A 15,095-nucleotide genomic window follows, 5' to 3' on the forward strand; every position below is an offset into this window, starting at 1 on the left:
AAACTGCTCCTTACCCGATCCGCCCGGAAATGTAGCTTTCGGTCCGGGGATCCTGCGGGTTGGTAAAGATCTTGTCGGTGGCGTCGTACTCCACAAGGTTCCCCAAATGGAAGAATGCGGTCTTCTGGCTGACACGTGCGGCCTGCTGCATCGAGTGGGTGACGATCACCACCGAAAAGCTTTGGCGTAGCTCGTCAATCAGATCCTCGACCTGTGCCGTGGCAATCGGGTCCAGTGCAGAGCAAGGTTCGTCCATCAGCAGCACCTCTGGTGCTGTCGCAATAGCCCGCGCAATGCAAAGGCGCTGCTGCTGACCGCCCGAAAGACCTGTTCCCGGTGCGTCGAGACGATCCTTGACCTCGTCCCAGAGAGCGGCCTTGCTCAGCGAGCGTTCAACGATCTCGTCAAGTTCCGCCTTGTTGCGGGCGAGCCCGTGGATTTTCGGCCCGTAAGCTACGTTGTCATAGATCGACTTCGGGAACGGGTTGGGCTTTTGAAACACCATCCCGACTTTGGCGCGTAACTGCACCGGATCGACCTTGGCGTCGTAGATGTCCTCGTTGTCGATCAGGATATCGCCTTCCACGCGCGCCACATCAATTGTGTCGTTCATCCGGTTGATGCAGCGCAGAAAAGTGGACTTGCCGCAACCTGACGGGCCAATAAAAGCAGTGACCGTCTTATCGTCAATATCGACATCGACATCCTTGATGGCATGTGTATCGCCGTAATACACCTGCACCTTTCGGGCCGAGATTTTGATGTCCTGTTGCGTACTCATTGCGCGATCCACATGTATCATATCTTCCATTGTCAGCCCCTCCTACCAGCGCCGTTCAAAGCGGCGGCGCAGAATGATCGCGATGATGTTCATCGTCAGCAGGAAGATCAAAAGGATGATAATCCCGCCCCATGCTTTCTCAAAGAATGCTTCGTCCGAACGGGCCGCCCAAGTGTAGATTTGTGCGGGCATGGCCGAGTTCGGGTCAAGCAGTCCGGATGTCAGACCGTCCGGATATTCGCGAGCCACATAACCCACCATGCCTATCAGCAAAAGCGGTGCGGTTTCACCCAAGGCCTGCGCCAGCCCGATGATCGTTCCCGTCAGAATGCCCGGCATCGCCAATGGCAGCACGTGGTGGAACACGGCTTGCATCTTCGACGCACCCACGCCAAGCGCCGCGTCGCGGATCGATGGCGGCACCGACTTCAACGATGCGCGGGTTGAGATCACGATTGTAGGCAAGGTCATCAGCGTCAGCACCAAACCACCCACGAGAGGTGCGGATTGCGGCAGGTGCGCGAATTGGATGAAGACGGCAAGGCCCAGGATACCGAATACAATCGACGGGACCGCAGCGAGGTTTGAAATATTGACCTCAATGAGGTCCGTGAACTTGTTCTTCGGCGCAAATTCCTCAAGATAGATCGATGCGGCCACCCCGATGGGGAGCGACAGCAACAGCACCACCAGCATCATGAAAAACGATCCGATGACCGACGCGCCGATCCCCGCACCGCCCGGATTGTCCACGCCGGTATCGGTGCCAGTGATGAAGTTCCAGTCGAACGCGCTGCCGATAATGCCCGCATCGACCATCACGTCGACCACATCCAGGTCGGCCACTTCAAGGAAACGACCATCAACCACCATATCGCGGGTCAGGCGCCCTTGCAGATAACGCTCGACGCGGCTGGCAGCAGGCAATTGCAGCTGCACGGGCTGGCCGATCTGATCAGGGTTCTCACGGTAGAATGTGCGCAGATCGCCACCGACCTTGCCCAGAAGACGCTCAATCGTGTCGCCGTCAAATTCAACGTTAAGGCCCTTTTCCTGAAACTGCGCCGTAACGCCCTCGACAAAGATATCCGTGTAAGCGGCGGTCTTCAGAAGCTTGCTTTCGGCATCATCGAACTGCTCTTGCGTCAGGGTGAATTCGACGTTCACCACCGTTTGCGTAAATGCCGGGATGCCATTGCGCAGGATGGAATACGCAAGAAAAACAAGGAACGCCAAACCGATTGAGATCGCGATGACCCCGTACATCTTGAACCGGGTCTCGGCCGCGTTCCGCTTTTTCATCCGTGGAGATTCGGATAACAAGGATGCATGTTGTGCCGGAGACGGTGCCGCGGCAGGTGCACTGGATGTCGCGTCGGTCATTCGTACTGCTCCCTGTACTTGCGCACGATGTATAGCGCGAAGATGTTCAGCCCGAGGGTGACGACGAACAGGCTGATCCCCAAGGCGAAGGCCACCAGAGCCTCGGGCGAGGCAAAGTCACTGTCGCCGGTCAACTGGCTGACGATCTTGGCGGTCACGGTTGTCATGGCGTCAAACGGGTTGAGCGAGAGGCGTGCCGCGGCCCCTGCCCCCAACACCACGATCATCGTCTCGCCAATGGCGCGCGATGCAGCAAGCAGCACCGCCCCGACGATCCCCGGCAAGGCAGCGGGAATGATGACCTGACGCACGGTTTCGGAATGTGTCGCGCCCAGGCCAAGCGATCCGTCGCGCATCGCCTGAGGAACCGCGTTGATGATGTCGTCGGAAAGCGAGCTGACAAACGGGATCAGCATGATGCCCATCACAAGCCCCGCGGTAATCACCGCTGTGCCGCCTGCCATCCAGTCCACACCCAACGCACCGTCATCGCCAAACACGCTGACGAGGAGCGGCCCGACAGTCAAAAGCGCAAACAGACCATAAACAATGGTGGGGATACCAGCCAGCACCTCCAGCATTGGCTTGGCGAAAGCGCGGACAGATTTGGACGCGTATTCCGAGAGATAAATCGCCGCGAAAAGGCCAATCGGCACGGCCACCAAGAGCGCGATGACCGAGATGTAAAGCGTCCCCCAAAGAAGTGGGATGATCCCTAATTCCGATGACCCACCACGGCCCGAGAAGCTCGGCGCCCAGGAGAGACCAAAGAAGAAGTCCGTGATCGGATACAGCCTGAAGAACTCATAGGTGTTGAAGATCAGTGAGAGCACAATCCCAACCGTCGTCAGGATGGCAATGGACGCGGCCGCGATCAGGACCAGCAATATGCCATTCTCGACCACATTTCTGGCGCGGAACTGGGGCGTCACAAGGCGCCATGATATCGCCAGACCAGCAATCGATATCGCCAGGATCGCCAGCGTCTTCAGGATGTTTCCCGTGCCCGCCATTGCGCGGTACCGCTGTGCGGCGCGCAAGGTGTCGGATGTCACGTCAGAACCAAGTGCCACACCGACATCCGCCAACCGTTCACGCACATTGGTGAATTCGACGCGAATGTCTGATGCCATCTCTTCGGTCATCGCACCTTCGGCAACGGCAGTGTCCAGGCCCTCAGCAACGCGCCGCACGTCCGACATCACGAGGCTCAGCGAACCGCCACGCTCGATGCTGCGATCGCTGATCATGCCTGAAACGGAGTTGTTGATGATGAAGGGCTGGACAATCAGCCAGACGAACAGTGCCAATGCCGCAGGAACAATCGCGTTCAGCCCCACATTTGCGCCGTAATAGGACGGGAGTGAGTGCAGATTGCGCGCGTCACCATCTGCGACAGCAATTGCGCGGGTACGGCCTAGGAAAAATCCAATAACGCCCAGACCAAGAATGATCAGCAAAATCAGCGTATTCGACATGTCTTGTCCCCCTGCGGCCCTTTTTCGTTTTCGCCCTTATGGGGCAAGCAGTTCAAATCGCTGCAGTATGACTTAAGAGAAATCTGGTCGGCCTCACACAAAGCGAGGCCGACCAATCACCATTTGGCGATTAGTTCATGGTCACGTTGCTTGCGACTGCTTCCTGCGTCCCAGCCAGCTCTGGGTCAGACACCAGACCGTAAGCAGCCAGTGGGCCGGATGGGCCAGCCACTTCGTCAGAAACGAAGAAGTCAGCATATTCCTGCAGGCCTGGGATCACACCCAGGTGAGCCGCCTTGATGTAGAAGAACAATGGGCGCGACACAGGGTACACACCTTCAGCGATGGTTTCCGTTGTTGGCTCAACACCCGACATTGTCGCCACTTTCAGCTTGTCTGTGTTGTTTTCATAGAAAGCCAGACCAAACACGCCGATGCCGTTTGTGTTTGCATCGATACGTGCCAGCGTTTCTGTGTAGTCACCGTCGATGTCGACAGATTTACCGTCGGTGCGCACAGCCAGACATGCATCTTCTGCATCGTCTTCAGACATGCCAGCAGCCATCATGGCGTCAAATGCGCCAGTGGCTTCACAACCAGCAGCGATCACTTTTTCTTCGAACACTTCGCGTGTGCCATGCTTGGTGCCCGGGATGAAGGCCAGGATTTCTGCATCAGGCAGATCTGGGTTGAAGTCAGACCAGCTTGTATGAGGGTTATCGACCAACTCTCCGTCCACCATCACTTGTGGGGCCAGTGCATTGAAGATGTCGGAAGGCTCAAACGCCGTGAAAGCGGGGCCACCCGTCTGCGATGCAAAGACGATGCCGTCATAGCCGATGCGCACTTCGATGATGTCTGTCACGCCGTTTTCGGCGCATTCAGCGATCTCACGCTCGCGGATCGCGCGGGATGCGTTTGCGATATCGATGGTGTTTTCGCCAACACCTTCGCAGAAACGCTTCAGACCAGCCGAAGAACCGCCTGACTCAACAACAGGTGCGGGGAAGTCAAAGTTCTCACCGAATGCCTCTGCAACGATCGAAGCGTAAGGCAGCACGGTAGAAGAACCAGCAACCTGAACGTTGTCACGTGCAAGTGCTGTCGTAGCAGTAAGGGCAATGGCCGCGGTTGTCGCGGTCAGTTTCATGATCGACATCAAATCACTCCTGTCAGTCAAACAATAAGGTCGCGCGCGCGCCGCCCAACCTTCATGCGCGGTCCTAACGAACCTCACGCGATGCTTTTGTGACAGTCTTGTAAAAGTTTTATGACAGTGAATTTGCTTCTAATTTGTTGGAAGAAAAACAGAGATTTGCGTGCCCTGCCCCTCTTCGCTTTCGATCAAGAGACGCCCCCGATGGCGATTCACAATGTGCTTGACGATGGCCAGACCCAGCCCCGTGCCACCCACTTCACGCGACCTGTGGTTGTCGACGCGATAGAATCGCTCCGTCAGGCGCGCAAGGTGATGTGACGCGATCCCCTCGCCCTTATCAGCGACCCGGATTTCCACCCCCTCGCCCCGAAGACGTTTGTGTATGGATTTGGGATAGAGAGTCACGAGGATTTCCTTCCCGGCGGCCCCATATTTAATCCCGTTTTCCACGAGATTAGTGAAAACCTGCACCAATTGCCCCGCATCACCTGGCACCATCTCGTCACTGCTTTGCAGGTCAAGTTTCACTTCAACCGCAGCGCTTTCCGCCTGCGGCTCTAGCCCCTTGATCACCGACGACAAAAGCGCACCAAGATCGACATGTTCGCGCGGGCGCACCCGCTCATCCTCTTCTACGCGGCTGAGCGACAGCAGGTCATCGACCAACCGCGTCATCCGATTGGCCTCATGCGCCATGATGCCCAGAAACCGGTCGCGCGCAGCAGCATCCTCGCGCGCAGCACCGCTGAGCGTCTCGATAAAGCCTAGCAAGGCCGTGAGTGGTGTGCGCAATTCGTGGCTGACATTGGCGACAAATTCCCGGCGCATTTTGCCGGCATCCTCGGCGGCGGTCTGGTCCTCAAATGTCAGAACGGTATCCCCGCCCGCTTCGGCTAAGGACACGCGGTAAGTGGTGTCCTTATCACCGTCGCGCCCAACGAATCGTGTCACCGCGCCGCCACCAGTACTGCGCACCTTCGCAATCGCATCGATAATCGCAGGTTGACGTAACGCGGTGATGTAGTGCTTGCCCACCAAGTCCGGGCCCAAAATCGCCTCAAGCGGTTCGTTGGCAACGCGCACCCGCTCGTCGGGGCCAACAATCAGTACAGGCAACGGCAGTGCATCAATGACTGCGGCAATTTGCTCTAATGTCACGGCTCGACCTCACGTTATAGTGATGCTCCCACTCACTCTTACATCGCTGACACGATGTACGCATATTATTTTTGACGGCACGGAAGGCAATGCTTCTAACGCCCTGATTTCGATAACGAATTGTCAGCGACAAATGAATATTGAGGACCAAATGTCGGGACAAAACGCGCCAGAATCCGTCCACTGGCACTCTGAAATCCTCAACGCTGCCGGACGCGGCACGCTGGTGATCGGTGATCTGGAACGCTGGGCGGCTGAAGGGCGGCGCATGGCTGATGCGGGCGATGTGGACTTTGCCCAGATTGACGCGCTCGACGCAGACCTTCTGAAGAGGGTCAATCCGGACATCGTCTTGTCTGCCCTGGTCGCGGACACTTTCGATGCCGTTGATGTCGCGCTGAAGCTGATCACCTGCAGCTACCGCGGCAAGTATCGCGCGATCACTGACCAGGAGGTCGACGCACCTCTTATCACGCGGGAAATAAAATCTTTGTCGGATGAACTTGATTTTGGATTACTGGTATTGCGCGCGCCTCCGCCCGCCGCGAATGACGGCTAGGGCAATACCGGTCATCGTTTACTGATGCAGATCCCGCATGAAGCGGGCAGCGTTTTCCTGATAATGGAGGGCCGACGCGCGGAGCCCGTTGATCTGGGCATCATCCAGCGCGCGAACAACTTTCCCCGGTACACCCATCACTAAAGAGCCATCTGGGATCGTCTTTCCTTCGGTGATCAACGCCCCGGCACCGATCAGGCAATTCTCACCGATCACGGCCCCGTTCAGCACCGTGGCCCCCATGCCGATCAGGTTGTTCTGGCCAATCGTGCAACCATGCAGCATCGCCTTGTGGCCAATCGTGCAGCCTTCACCAATGGTAAGGGGAAAGCCCATATCTGTGTGCAATACGCAGTTTTCCTGAATATTACTGCCCGCCTCAACACTGATCAGTTCGTTGTCACCCCGCAGGATGGACCCGAACCAGATGGAGGATTTCGCCGCCAGCGTGACGCGCCCAATCACATAACAGCCCGGCGCGACCCAAGCATCCGCGGCCACATCCGGCTGCACCTCACCCAATCCATAAAGGCTCATACCCGTTCTCCGAATTCCGCTTGCAAGCTGCGCACATGGTCCACCAATTGCGGTTGTTGTGACCGACGCAGCCGTTCCGCACTGATGATCGTTTTCAGATCCGCCTCGGTCTGGTCGAGGTCATCATTCACCAGCACGTAATCATAGCCATCCCAATGGCTGATCTCGTCCCAGCTTTTCTGCATCCGCTTTTCGATCACATCATCCGCATCTTTGCCTCGGCTGACCAGACGGCGGTGCAATTCGGTGATTGAGGGCGGCAAGATGAAGATCGACAGCACATGTTCCTGCAAGGCCGAATTGCTGATCTGCTGTGCGCCCTGCCAGTCGATGTCGAAAAGCACATCGCAGCCCTTCTCGATCGCGGTCTGGATCGGTGCCTTGGGCGAGCCGTAGTAATTGCCGAACACCTGCGCATGTTCCAGCATTTGCCCCTCCGCCACCAGTTGCTGAAATCCGGACACCGAGACAAAGACGTAGTCTTGCCCGTCCACCTCGCCTTCACGGGGTGGCCGCGAGGTGGCCGAAACGGAGAAACGCAATGTGTCGTCCCAGGCACGTAGCCGCCGCGCGAGGGTGGATTTGCCCGCCCCCGATGGCGAAGACAAGATAATCAAAAGGCCGCGTCGGGGCATCACGCTACTCCACATTCTGAATTTGTTCGCGCATCTGATCGATGACCGCCTTCAGATCAAGGCCAATCGCCGTCAGGTCCTTCGACTGCGCTTTTGAGCACAATGTATTGGCCTCGCGGTTAAATTCCTGTGCAAGGAAATCAAGCTTGCGCCCGGCGGGACCGTCATTGTTCAGCAAATCGCGCGCTGCAGCGATATGGGCACCCAAACGGTCGATCTCCTCGGTTACGTCGGCCTTGACCGCCAAAAGCGCCAGTTCCTGCGCGATGCGCTGTGGATCAATCTCAGCCACATCGTCAACCACGCGGCGTAAAGCGGCGCTCAGGTTCTCGCGCGTCTGCGGCACCCGCTCAGCCGCGGCCTTGGCTGCCGCCGCGGTCAAATCCGCGATCTGATCAAGTTGCCCTGTGATCAGCGCCTTGAGCGCGGCCCCTTCGGTTTCGCGCATGTGGATGAATTCGGCCAGAAGCTGCGAAAAGTCTTCTTGCAGGGCCGCAGCCAGCGCCTCGTCATCCTCTTCAGCGGTGGCATTAGTCAGCACGCCCTTCTGTGACAGGACATCCGCCGCATGAGGCTGCGCCAGGGTCACACCCATGGCAAACGCACGTTCTTGCACAAGGTCAAGGGCGCTGAGCACGGCCTCAAGCTGGGTCTCGTCCACGCTGAGCGTCTCGGACGCCTCTTCACGGTTCAGCCGTAAATTCAGTGTCACATTTCCCCGTGCCAACCCCGCCTGCAAAGCGGAGCGCAAAGGTGCTTCAAGCGCTGTCAGCCCGTCGGGCAAACGCAGCCGCAAATCGAGACCACGCGCGTTCACGCCCCGCATTTCCCAACGCCATGATGTCGCCCCGGATGTGCCGGCACGGCTGGCAAAAGCGGTCATAGATCTGATCATCGGCGGCCCCGGTGCTTGAAAACCTTCGCAAGCACCTACGTGAAAACCGCAACGATGGGCAAGAGCAGGTGCAATGCATCGGCTCCTCTTCAGCAAGCATTAACCGTTTTACACTTTATTAAGTGAACGAGGCGGTAAGGTTTGTTAAATTCCTCTTAACGTAAAGCTGGTATCGCTCCACCCCAGGGGCAGCCAAGGTTCAATTGAGGTCAAGATGACAAGTGTGAGTGATATTCCGACACGGCGACGCTCTGACAAGGCGGGTGCGAATAATGCAACGCTTAATAGCCTTGAGGCGTACTGGCAGAACTTGCGCCATGCGCAGAAGATCCCGTCGCGCAACGATATCGAACCGCGCCAGATCGACGATGCGCTGCCACATGCCTTTATTCTGCAGCGCGTGGCGCCCGGCGTCGCCCGGATGCGGGTTGCAGGGCAGAACCTGCACGAACTGCTAAAAATGGATGCGCGCGGTATGCCGATCAGCACGCTGATCCTGCCAGAGGCCCGCGAGGAGATCGCCGAACTGATCGAGACGGCGTTTACCACACCTGCAATTGTCGCCATCCCTCTTTTGTCGCCGGGCACGATCCTGCGCCAGGAACTGACGGGGACGATGCTGCTTCTGCCGCTGCTCGACGCAAAGGGTGAAACAACACGGATTCTTGGCGCGCTTGTGACCGATGATGCACCGGGCAACCGCCCCCGGCGTTTTCAGATTCAGCCCGGTAAGGCGATCCGGAACGATCCGCTGCGCCCACAGCTCGCCAGCGTCCAAACGGCGCCACGCCAGACGAAAAAAGAGCCGAGCGCTGCGCGCCCGGCCCTGCGTTTGGTCGTCAATAACGGGTAGTTAACCCGCCTTCGCCTGCTGCAGGTTATTGCGGCGGGCAGACAGCTCCTCGGCAACGAGGAAAGCAAGCTCCAACGACTGCGAGGCGTTCAGGCGCGGATCGCAGGCGGTGTGATACCGGTCCGACAAATCCTCATCCGTCACAGCACGCACGCCGCCAGTGCATTCGGTCACGTCCTTGCCGGTCATTTCGAAATGCACGCCGCCAGGCACCGTGCCTTCAGCATTATGGACGGCAAAGAATTCCTTCACCTCGCGCAGCACGCTTTCAAAGGGCCGTGTCTTGTAACCAGTCGACGACTTGATCGTGTTGCCGTGCATCGCATCACAGGTCCAGACAACATTTGCGCCTTCTTCCTGAACCGCCTTGATCAGGCGCGGCAGGTGCTCACCAACAGATCCCGCACCGAAGCGCGCGATCAGTGTCAGACGCCCCGCCTCGTTGTCGGGGTTCAGTGAAGCCATCAGCGATTTCAGATGCCCGCTGGTCATGCTGGGCCCGCATTTCAGGCCAATCGGGTTCTGCACGCCTTTGCAGAACTCCACATGCGCGCCGTCAGGCTGGCGCGTACGGTCGCCGATCCAGATCATGTGGCCAGAACCGGCGAGCCACTTGCCGGATGTGGAATCGAGCCGGCACAAAGCCTCTTCATATTCCAGAAGCAGCGCTTCATGACTTGTGTAGAAATCAACCGTCTGCAGCTCATGGTTCGTTTCGGTCGTCAGACCGGCTGCTTCCATGAAGTCAAGCGTATCGCTGATCCGTTCGGCCATATCGCTGTATTTCTTGACCTCGTTTGCATCGGTAAAGCCGAGCGTCCACTTATGGACCTCATGCACATTTGCAAAACCACCAGTCGAAAAAGCGCGCAATAGGTTCAGCGTTGCCGCTGCTTGCAGATAGGCCTGCAACATACGCTCAGGATCAGGCACACGGCTATCTTCAGTGAAGTCAAAGCCGTTAATGATGTCACCGCGGTAGCTGGGCAGTTCCACACCATCCACGGTCTCAGTCGGTGCTGAACGGGGCTTCGCCATCTGCCCGGCCATGCGGCCCACTTTGACCACAGGCACTTTGGCGCCGTAGGTCAGCACCACGGCCATCTGCAGCATCACTTTGAATGTGTCGCGAATACCGTCGGCTGAGAACTCTGCAAAGCTTTCCGCGCAATCACCGCCTTGCAGCAAAAACGCCTCGCCCCGGCTGACTGCGGCAAGCTCTGCCTTCAGACGTCGCGCCTCACCGGCAAAGACCAAGGGGGGATAACCGGCAAGACGCGCCTCAACAGCGCGAAGGGCGGCTGCATCGGTATAGTCAGGCATCTGAATCCGGGGCTTGCTGCGCCAGTCAGATTTTTGCCAGTCGGTCATTGTCTTGCTCCATATCCAAGAGAGGTTAGCGTTATCAGGGTGTCCGTATAGCCTGCCCACACAGTCGCGCCAATGGCAAAATGCGCGGGCACCATGTGATCAAAAAGCCAGCCCGGCAAGTGACTTTCCCTCTTGAAGGGAACAGCCAAAACTGATGTGGTCTGTCATCAAAAAGCGCTCGCCGGAAAGCCAGAATGACGATCGAACCCCAGATCATCGACGTTGACCACAGCGGCAAACCGCGCCGTTTCGTCTTTGTCCTGATGGATGATTTCACGATGCTGTGCTTTGCAGCCGCCCTCGAAAGCCTGCGCATCGCCAATCGGACGGCGGGCAAAGAGCTTTACACATGGAAGATCATCGCCGAAGGCGGTGAGGAAGCGACTTGCTCGAACGGTTGTTCTTTCCGGGTTGCTGACGATCTGATTGAGCTGGAGCGTGACGATACGATCATGCTTTGCGGTGGGATCAACGTGCAAGTCGCGACCACGAAGCGGGTGCTAAACTGGCTGCGGCGCGAGGCCCGGCGCGGCGCGCGCATCGCCGGGCTATGCACAGCCGGGTACACGATGGCCAAGGCCGGTCTGCTTGACGGCAAAAAGGCCACCATCCATTGGGAAAATCAGGATAGTTTCGCCGAAGAATTCGAAGAGGTTGAGCTGACAAAATCGGTCTTTGTGATCGACGGTCAGCGCATTACAACGGCGGGCGGAACAGCCTCGATCGATCTGATGATCAAGCTGATCGCCGATGAGCATGGGGAAGAGCTTGCGAATGCCGTCGCCGACATTCTGATCTATTCTTCCATTCGCACCGATCAGGACACGCAGCGCCTGTCGATCCCGACCCGGATCGGCGTCCGGCACCCCAAACTCAGCCGCGTGATTCAGATGATGGAACAGAATATCGAAGAGCCGATCAGTCCCGCGATCCTTGCCCGCGATGTGGGCATGTCGACGCGGCAGCTGGAACGGCTCTTTCGGCGTTATCTGTCCCGCAGCCCCAAGCGCTACTACATGGAGTTGCGACTGCAAAAGGCGCGCAACCTATTGATGCAAACCGATATGACCGTGATCAATGTGGCGCTCGCCTGCGGCTTTGCATCCCCGTCGCATTTTTCCAAATGCTACCGCTCGCACTACGACACGACCCCCTATCGTGAGCGCGGCAGCCATAGCGCGCGCCTGTCCGTCTGACACTGAGCACAATGCCTGCGCCCCTTGGGGTATCGCTGGATCATTGGCCCGCAAAACCTTCAAATTTCGGGCGGTTTCCCTTCTGGTTCACGCTTTCCTTTTGGAAACGGCCTGCTAATCTGCGCCGCAGGATAAAGAAATCCGATAGGGAGAATAAATATGAAGAAACTGCTCATGGCGACCAGCGCGGTCGCAATGATGGCGGGCGCTGTGCATGCCGAAGATGTCAAGATTGGCGTGATCCTCGGTTTTACCGGACCACTTGAATCGATCACCCCTGCCATGGGTGCCGGCGCGGAACTGGCGATGCAGGAGGTCACTGAGTCCGGTGCGCTTCTTGACGGTGCCACCGTCACGTCGGTGCGCGGTGACAGTACCTGCATCGATGCGGGTGCCGCGACAGCTGCCGCTGAACGCCTGATCACATCTGACGAGGTCGATGCCATTATGGGCGCGGATTGTTCCGGCGTTACCGGGGCGATCCTGCAGAACGTGGCACGCCCCAACGGCGTTGTAATGATTTCACCATCGGCCACATCCCCTGGCCTCTCCACTGCCGAAGATGACGGCCTCTTCTTCCGCACCGCCCCGTCCGACGCGCGCCAGGGCGTGATCATCACCGAGATCCTGCAAGATCGCGGCGTGAGCGAAGTTGCCCTGACCTACACCAACAACGACTACGGCAAAGGTCTAGCAGATGCGTTCCAGGCTGCGTTTGAGGCTGCTGGTGGCTCCGTCACCATCTCTGCCGCGCATGAAGACGGCAAGGCCGACTATTCTGCTGAAGTTGGCGCCCTCGCCTCTGCTGGTGGTGAAGTGCTCGTGGTTGCGGGCTATGTCGATCAGGGCGGTTCCGGCATCATCCGCTCCGCTCTTGATACCGGGGCCTTCGACACCTTCTATCTGCCCGACGGCATGGTGGGTTCTGTACTGAACGACAATTTCGGTGAAGAACTCAACGGCTCTTTCGGTGCCTATCCCGGCACAGATAACGCCGGTGCGGGCAAATTCGTCGAAATGGCTGAAGGTGCGGGCTTTGACGGCACCAGCGCCTTCGCACCCGAATCCTACGACGCCGCAGCACTGATCATGCTGGCCATGCAAAAGGCGGGCTCCACCGATCCGGCAGAATTCAAGGATCACGTCTTTGACGTGGCCAACGCCCCCGGTATCGAGATCATGCCCGGCGAACTGGCTCGTGGGCTTGAACTGATCGCGGCTGGTGAAGACATCGACTATGTCGGTGCCTCTGCCGTCGAACTGATCGGCCCCGGCGAGTCAGCAGGCAACTATCAGGAAATCGAGTTTTCCGATGGTGTCTACTCCACGATCAAATTCCGCTAAACCGGGCACTTGATCTTCAAGCGGCGCGGGGGTATCGCCCTCGCGCCGTTTTGCAAAAGCGGCCACGGGGCGTGGCATGCAGGAAACATCAATGATCGTTGTCGAAGACCTGGTTAAAACCTTTGGCGGCTTTCGTGCCGTCGATGGCGCGTCTCTGACGATCAATGAAGGCACAATCACCGGGTTGATCGGCCCAAATGGCGCAGGAAAAACCACGCTTTTTAACGTGATAGCAGGCGCTCTTGAGCCAACTTCTGGTCGCGTAACCCTGCGCGGCGAGGACATCACCGGTCTGCCGCCGCATGAGCTTTTCCACAAGGGCCTCCTCCGCACTTTCCAGATCGCGCACGAATTTTCGTCGATGACCGTGCGCGAAAACCTGATGATGGTCCCGGGCGACCAATCGGGTGAGCGCCTCTGGAACGCCTGGTTCGGGCGCCGCCGCATCGCGCAGGAAGAACGCGCGCTGAGAGCGAAAGCCGACGAGGTGATAGAGTTCCTCACTATCGAACATCTCAAAGATGAAAAGGCGGGCAACCTCTCTGGTGGGCAGAAAAAGCTGCTGGAACTGGGCCGCACCATGATGGTCGATGCCCAGATTGTGTTCCTTGATGAGGTCGGCGCAGGCGTAAACCGTACCCTTCTGAACACAATCGGGGACGCAATTATCCGCCTGAACCAAGAACGCAACTATACATTTGTGGTTATTGAGCATGACATGGACTTTATCGGCAAGCTCTGCGACCCGGTCATCGTCATGGCCGAGGGGCATGTGCTGGCCGAAGGGACCTTGGAAGAGATCAAGGCCAATGAACAGGTGATCGAAGCCTATCTCGGCACCGGATTAAAGAACAAGGACAAGGTAAGCGCGCTATGAAATTCCTTCTCACCGTCTTATTTGGGGCCCTGCTGGGGGCCGCCGGAACGCTGTATTACATCTATATCAACCACGCGGACCCGACCGAACAGGCGCTGATGCGCGACACGCTGACCACCTATGCGCCGTTCCTCGCGGAGTACATCAATCAGTGAGTGAGCCGTTCCTGATCGGGGAGGCCATGACCGGCGGTTATGGCAAGGGTCCTGATATCCTGCATGCCTGCACGATTGCCGCCGAAAAGGGCGAGATTGCCGTGATCGTGGGCCCTAACGGGGCAGGCAAATCCACCGCGATGAAGGCCGTTTTTGGCATGCTGAACGTCAATCAGGGTGCGGTGCGGCTGGATGGCGAGGATATCACCCACCTCTCTCCGCAGGAACGGGTTGTGAAGGGTATGGGGTTCGTGCCGCAGATGGCCAATATCTTCACCTCGATGACGGTCGAGGAAAACCTCGAAATGGGTGCCTTCATCCGACGCGACGATTTCAGCGACACGATGGCACAGGTCTATGACTTGTTCCCGATCCTGAAGGAAAAGCGCCATCAGGCGGCAGGAGAGCTTTCCGGCGGACAACGCCAGCAGGTCGCCGTAGGCCGCGCGTTGATGACCCAGCCCAAGGTGCTGATGCTGGACGAACCCACTGCCGGTGTCTCTCCCATCGTCATGGACGAGCTTTTCGACCGCATCATTGAGGTCGCCCGCACCGGCATCCCGATCCTGATGGTCGAACAAAACGCCCGCCAAGCACTTGAGATCGCAGACAAAGCCTATGTGCTCGTGCAGGGCCGCAATGCGCATACCGGGACAGGGAAGGAACTGTTGGCCGATCCCGAAGTGCGGCGGAGTTTTCTGGGCGGATGAAGCT

Annotated in this window: 16 protein-coding genes; 7 read left to right on the forward strand and 9 right to left on the reverse strand. The window is 57.9% G+C overall.

Features of this window, described 5'->3' with window-relative positions; all coding sequences use genetic code 11:
• Window positions 1–10: 10 nt before the first annotated feature.
• From pstB to SLH49_RS13585, 5 genes are all read right to left on the reverse strand, one after another.
• Window positions 11–811, reverse strand: coding sequence for a phosphate ABC transporter ATP-binding protein PstB (gene pstB, locus SLH49_RS13565; protein WP_320269664.1), 801 nt, complete (start codon window positions 809–811; stop codon window positions 11–13).
• Between the two features lie 12 nt (window positions 812–823).
• A complete protein-coding gene (gene pstA, locus SLH49_RS13570; RefSeq protein ID WP_320269665.1) occupies window positions 824–2,164 on the reverse strand; it encodes a phosphate ABC transporter permease PstA in 1,341 nt (446 codons plus the stop codon).
• Window positions 2,161–3,642, reverse strand: coding sequence for a phosphate ABC transporter permease subunit PstC (gene pstC / locus SLH49_RS13575; protein ID WP_320269666.1), 1,482 nt, complete (start codon window positions 3,640–3,642; stop codon window positions 2,161–2,163). Before pstC ends, pstA begins: the two co-directional genes overlap by 4 nt.
• Window positions 3,643–3,772: 130 nt before the next feature.
• Window positions 3,773–4,801: a substrate-binding domain-containing protein gene (locus tag SLH49_RS13580; RefSeq protein WP_320269667.1), complete on the reverse strand. Its 1,029-nt coding sequence runs from the start codon at window positions 4,799–4,801 to the stop codon at window positions 3,773–3,775.
• Between the two features lie 129 nt (window positions 4,802–4,930).
• Window positions 4,931–5,959, reverse strand: a complete 1,029-nt coding sequence (locus SLH49_RS13585; RefSeq protein WP_320269668.1) for a sensor histidine kinase — start codon at window positions 5,957–5,959, stop codon at window positions 4,931–4,933.
• A gap of 151 nt (window positions 5,960–6,110) precedes the next feature.
• Here SLH49_RS13585 and SLH49_RS13590 point away from each other — a divergent pair, with 151 nt between their 5' ends.
• A complete protein-coding gene (locus SLH49_RS13590) occupies window positions 6,111–6,518 on the forward strand; it encodes a hypothetical protein (protein ID WP_320269669.1) in 408 nt (135 codons plus the stop codon).
• Window positions 6,519–6,536: 18 nt separating this feature from the next.
• Here SLH49_RS13590 and SLH49_RS13595 read toward each other — a convergent pair whose 3' ends face one another.
• The 3 genes from SLH49_RS13595 to SLH49_RS13605 are packed head-to-tail and all read right to left on the reverse strand — an operon-like array spanning window position 6,537 to window position 8,585.
• Entirely contained in the window at window positions 6,537–7,055 is a 519-nt protein-coding gene (locus SLH49_RS13595) for a gamma carbonic anhydrase family protein (protein WP_320269670.1), read from the reverse strand.
• On the reverse strand, window positions 7,052–7,690 hold the full coding sequence (gmk, locus tag SLH49_RS13600) for a guanylate kinase (RefSeq protein ID WP_320269671.1): 639 nt from the start codon (window positions 7,688–7,690) through the stop codon (window positions 7,052–7,054). Before gmk ends, SLH49_RS13595 begins: the two co-directional genes overlap by 4 nt.
• Window positions 7,691–7,694: 4 nt before the next feature.
• A complete protein-coding gene (locus SLH49_RS13605; protein ID WP_320269672.1) occupies window positions 7,695–8,585 on the reverse strand; it encodes a YicC/YloC family endoribonuclease in 891 nt (296 codons plus the stop codon).
• Window positions 8,586–8,799: 214 nt separating this feature from the next.
• Between SLH49_RS13605 and SLH49_RS13610 the strand changes: the two genes are divergently transcribed.
• Entirely contained in the window at window positions 8,800–9,438 is a 639-nt protein-coding gene (locus tag SLH49_RS13610) for a PAS domain-containing protein (protein WP_320269673.1), read from the forward strand.
• Here the strand turns inward: SLH49_RS13610 and SLH49_RS13615 are convergent, their stop codons facing one another.
• Complete coding sequence (locus SLH49_RS13615; RefSeq protein WP_320269674.1) at window positions 9,439–10,809, reverse strand: class II 3-deoxy-7-phosphoheptulonate synthase; 1,371 nt, start codon at window positions 10,807–10,809, stop codon at window positions 9,439–9,441.
• A gap of 194 nt (window positions 10,810–11,003) precedes the next feature.
• Between SLH49_RS13615 and SLH49_RS13620 the strand changes: the two genes are divergently transcribed.
• From SLH49_RS13620 to SLH49_RS13640, 5 genes are all read left to right on the forward strand, one after another.
• Window positions 11,004–12,005 (forward strand): GlxA family transcriptional regulator, encoded by a 1,002-nt coding sequence (locus SLH49_RS13620; protein ID WP_320269675.1) that lies wholly within the window; start codon window positions 11,004–11,006, stop codon window positions 12,003–12,005.
• Window positions 12,006–12,164: 159 nt separating this feature from the next.
• Entirely contained in the window at window positions 12,165–13,349 is a 1,185-nt protein-coding gene (locus SLH49_RS13625; protein ID WP_320269676.1) for an ABC transporter substrate-binding protein, read from the forward strand.
• 91 nt (window positions 13,350–13,440) lie between these two features.
• Window positions 13,441–14,226 carry an ABC transporter ATP-binding protein gene (locus tag SLH49_RS13630; RefSeq protein ID WP_320269806.1) on the forward strand — a complete coding sequence of 262 codons (786 nt, stop codon included), beginning with the start codon at window positions 13,441–13,443 and terminating at the stop codon, window positions 14,224–14,226.
• Window positions 14,223–14,381: a hypothetical protein gene (locus SLH49_RS13635; RefSeq protein WP_320269677.1), complete on the forward strand. Its 159-nt coding sequence runs from the start codon at window positions 14,223–14,225 to the stop codon at window positions 14,379–14,381. The genes SLH49_RS13630 and SLH49_RS13635 overlap by 4 nt, the downstream gene beginning before the upstream one ends.
• Window positions 14,378–15,091: an ABC transporter ATP-binding protein gene (locus tag SLH49_RS13640; protein WP_320269678.1), complete on the forward strand. Its 714-nt coding sequence runs from the start codon at window positions 14,378–14,380 to the stop codon at window positions 15,089–15,091. Before SLH49_RS13635 ends, SLH49_RS13640 begins: the two co-directional genes overlap by 4 nt.
• The last annotated feature ends 4 nt before the right edge of the window (window positions 15,092–15,095 follow it).

Origin of the sequence: Cognatiyoonia sp. IB215446 (assembly GCF_033963825.1) — a bacterium.
In the GTDB taxonomy this organism is placed as follows: domain Bacteria; phylum Pseudomonadota; class Alphaproteobacteria; order Rhodobacterales; family Rhodobacteraceae; genus Yoonia.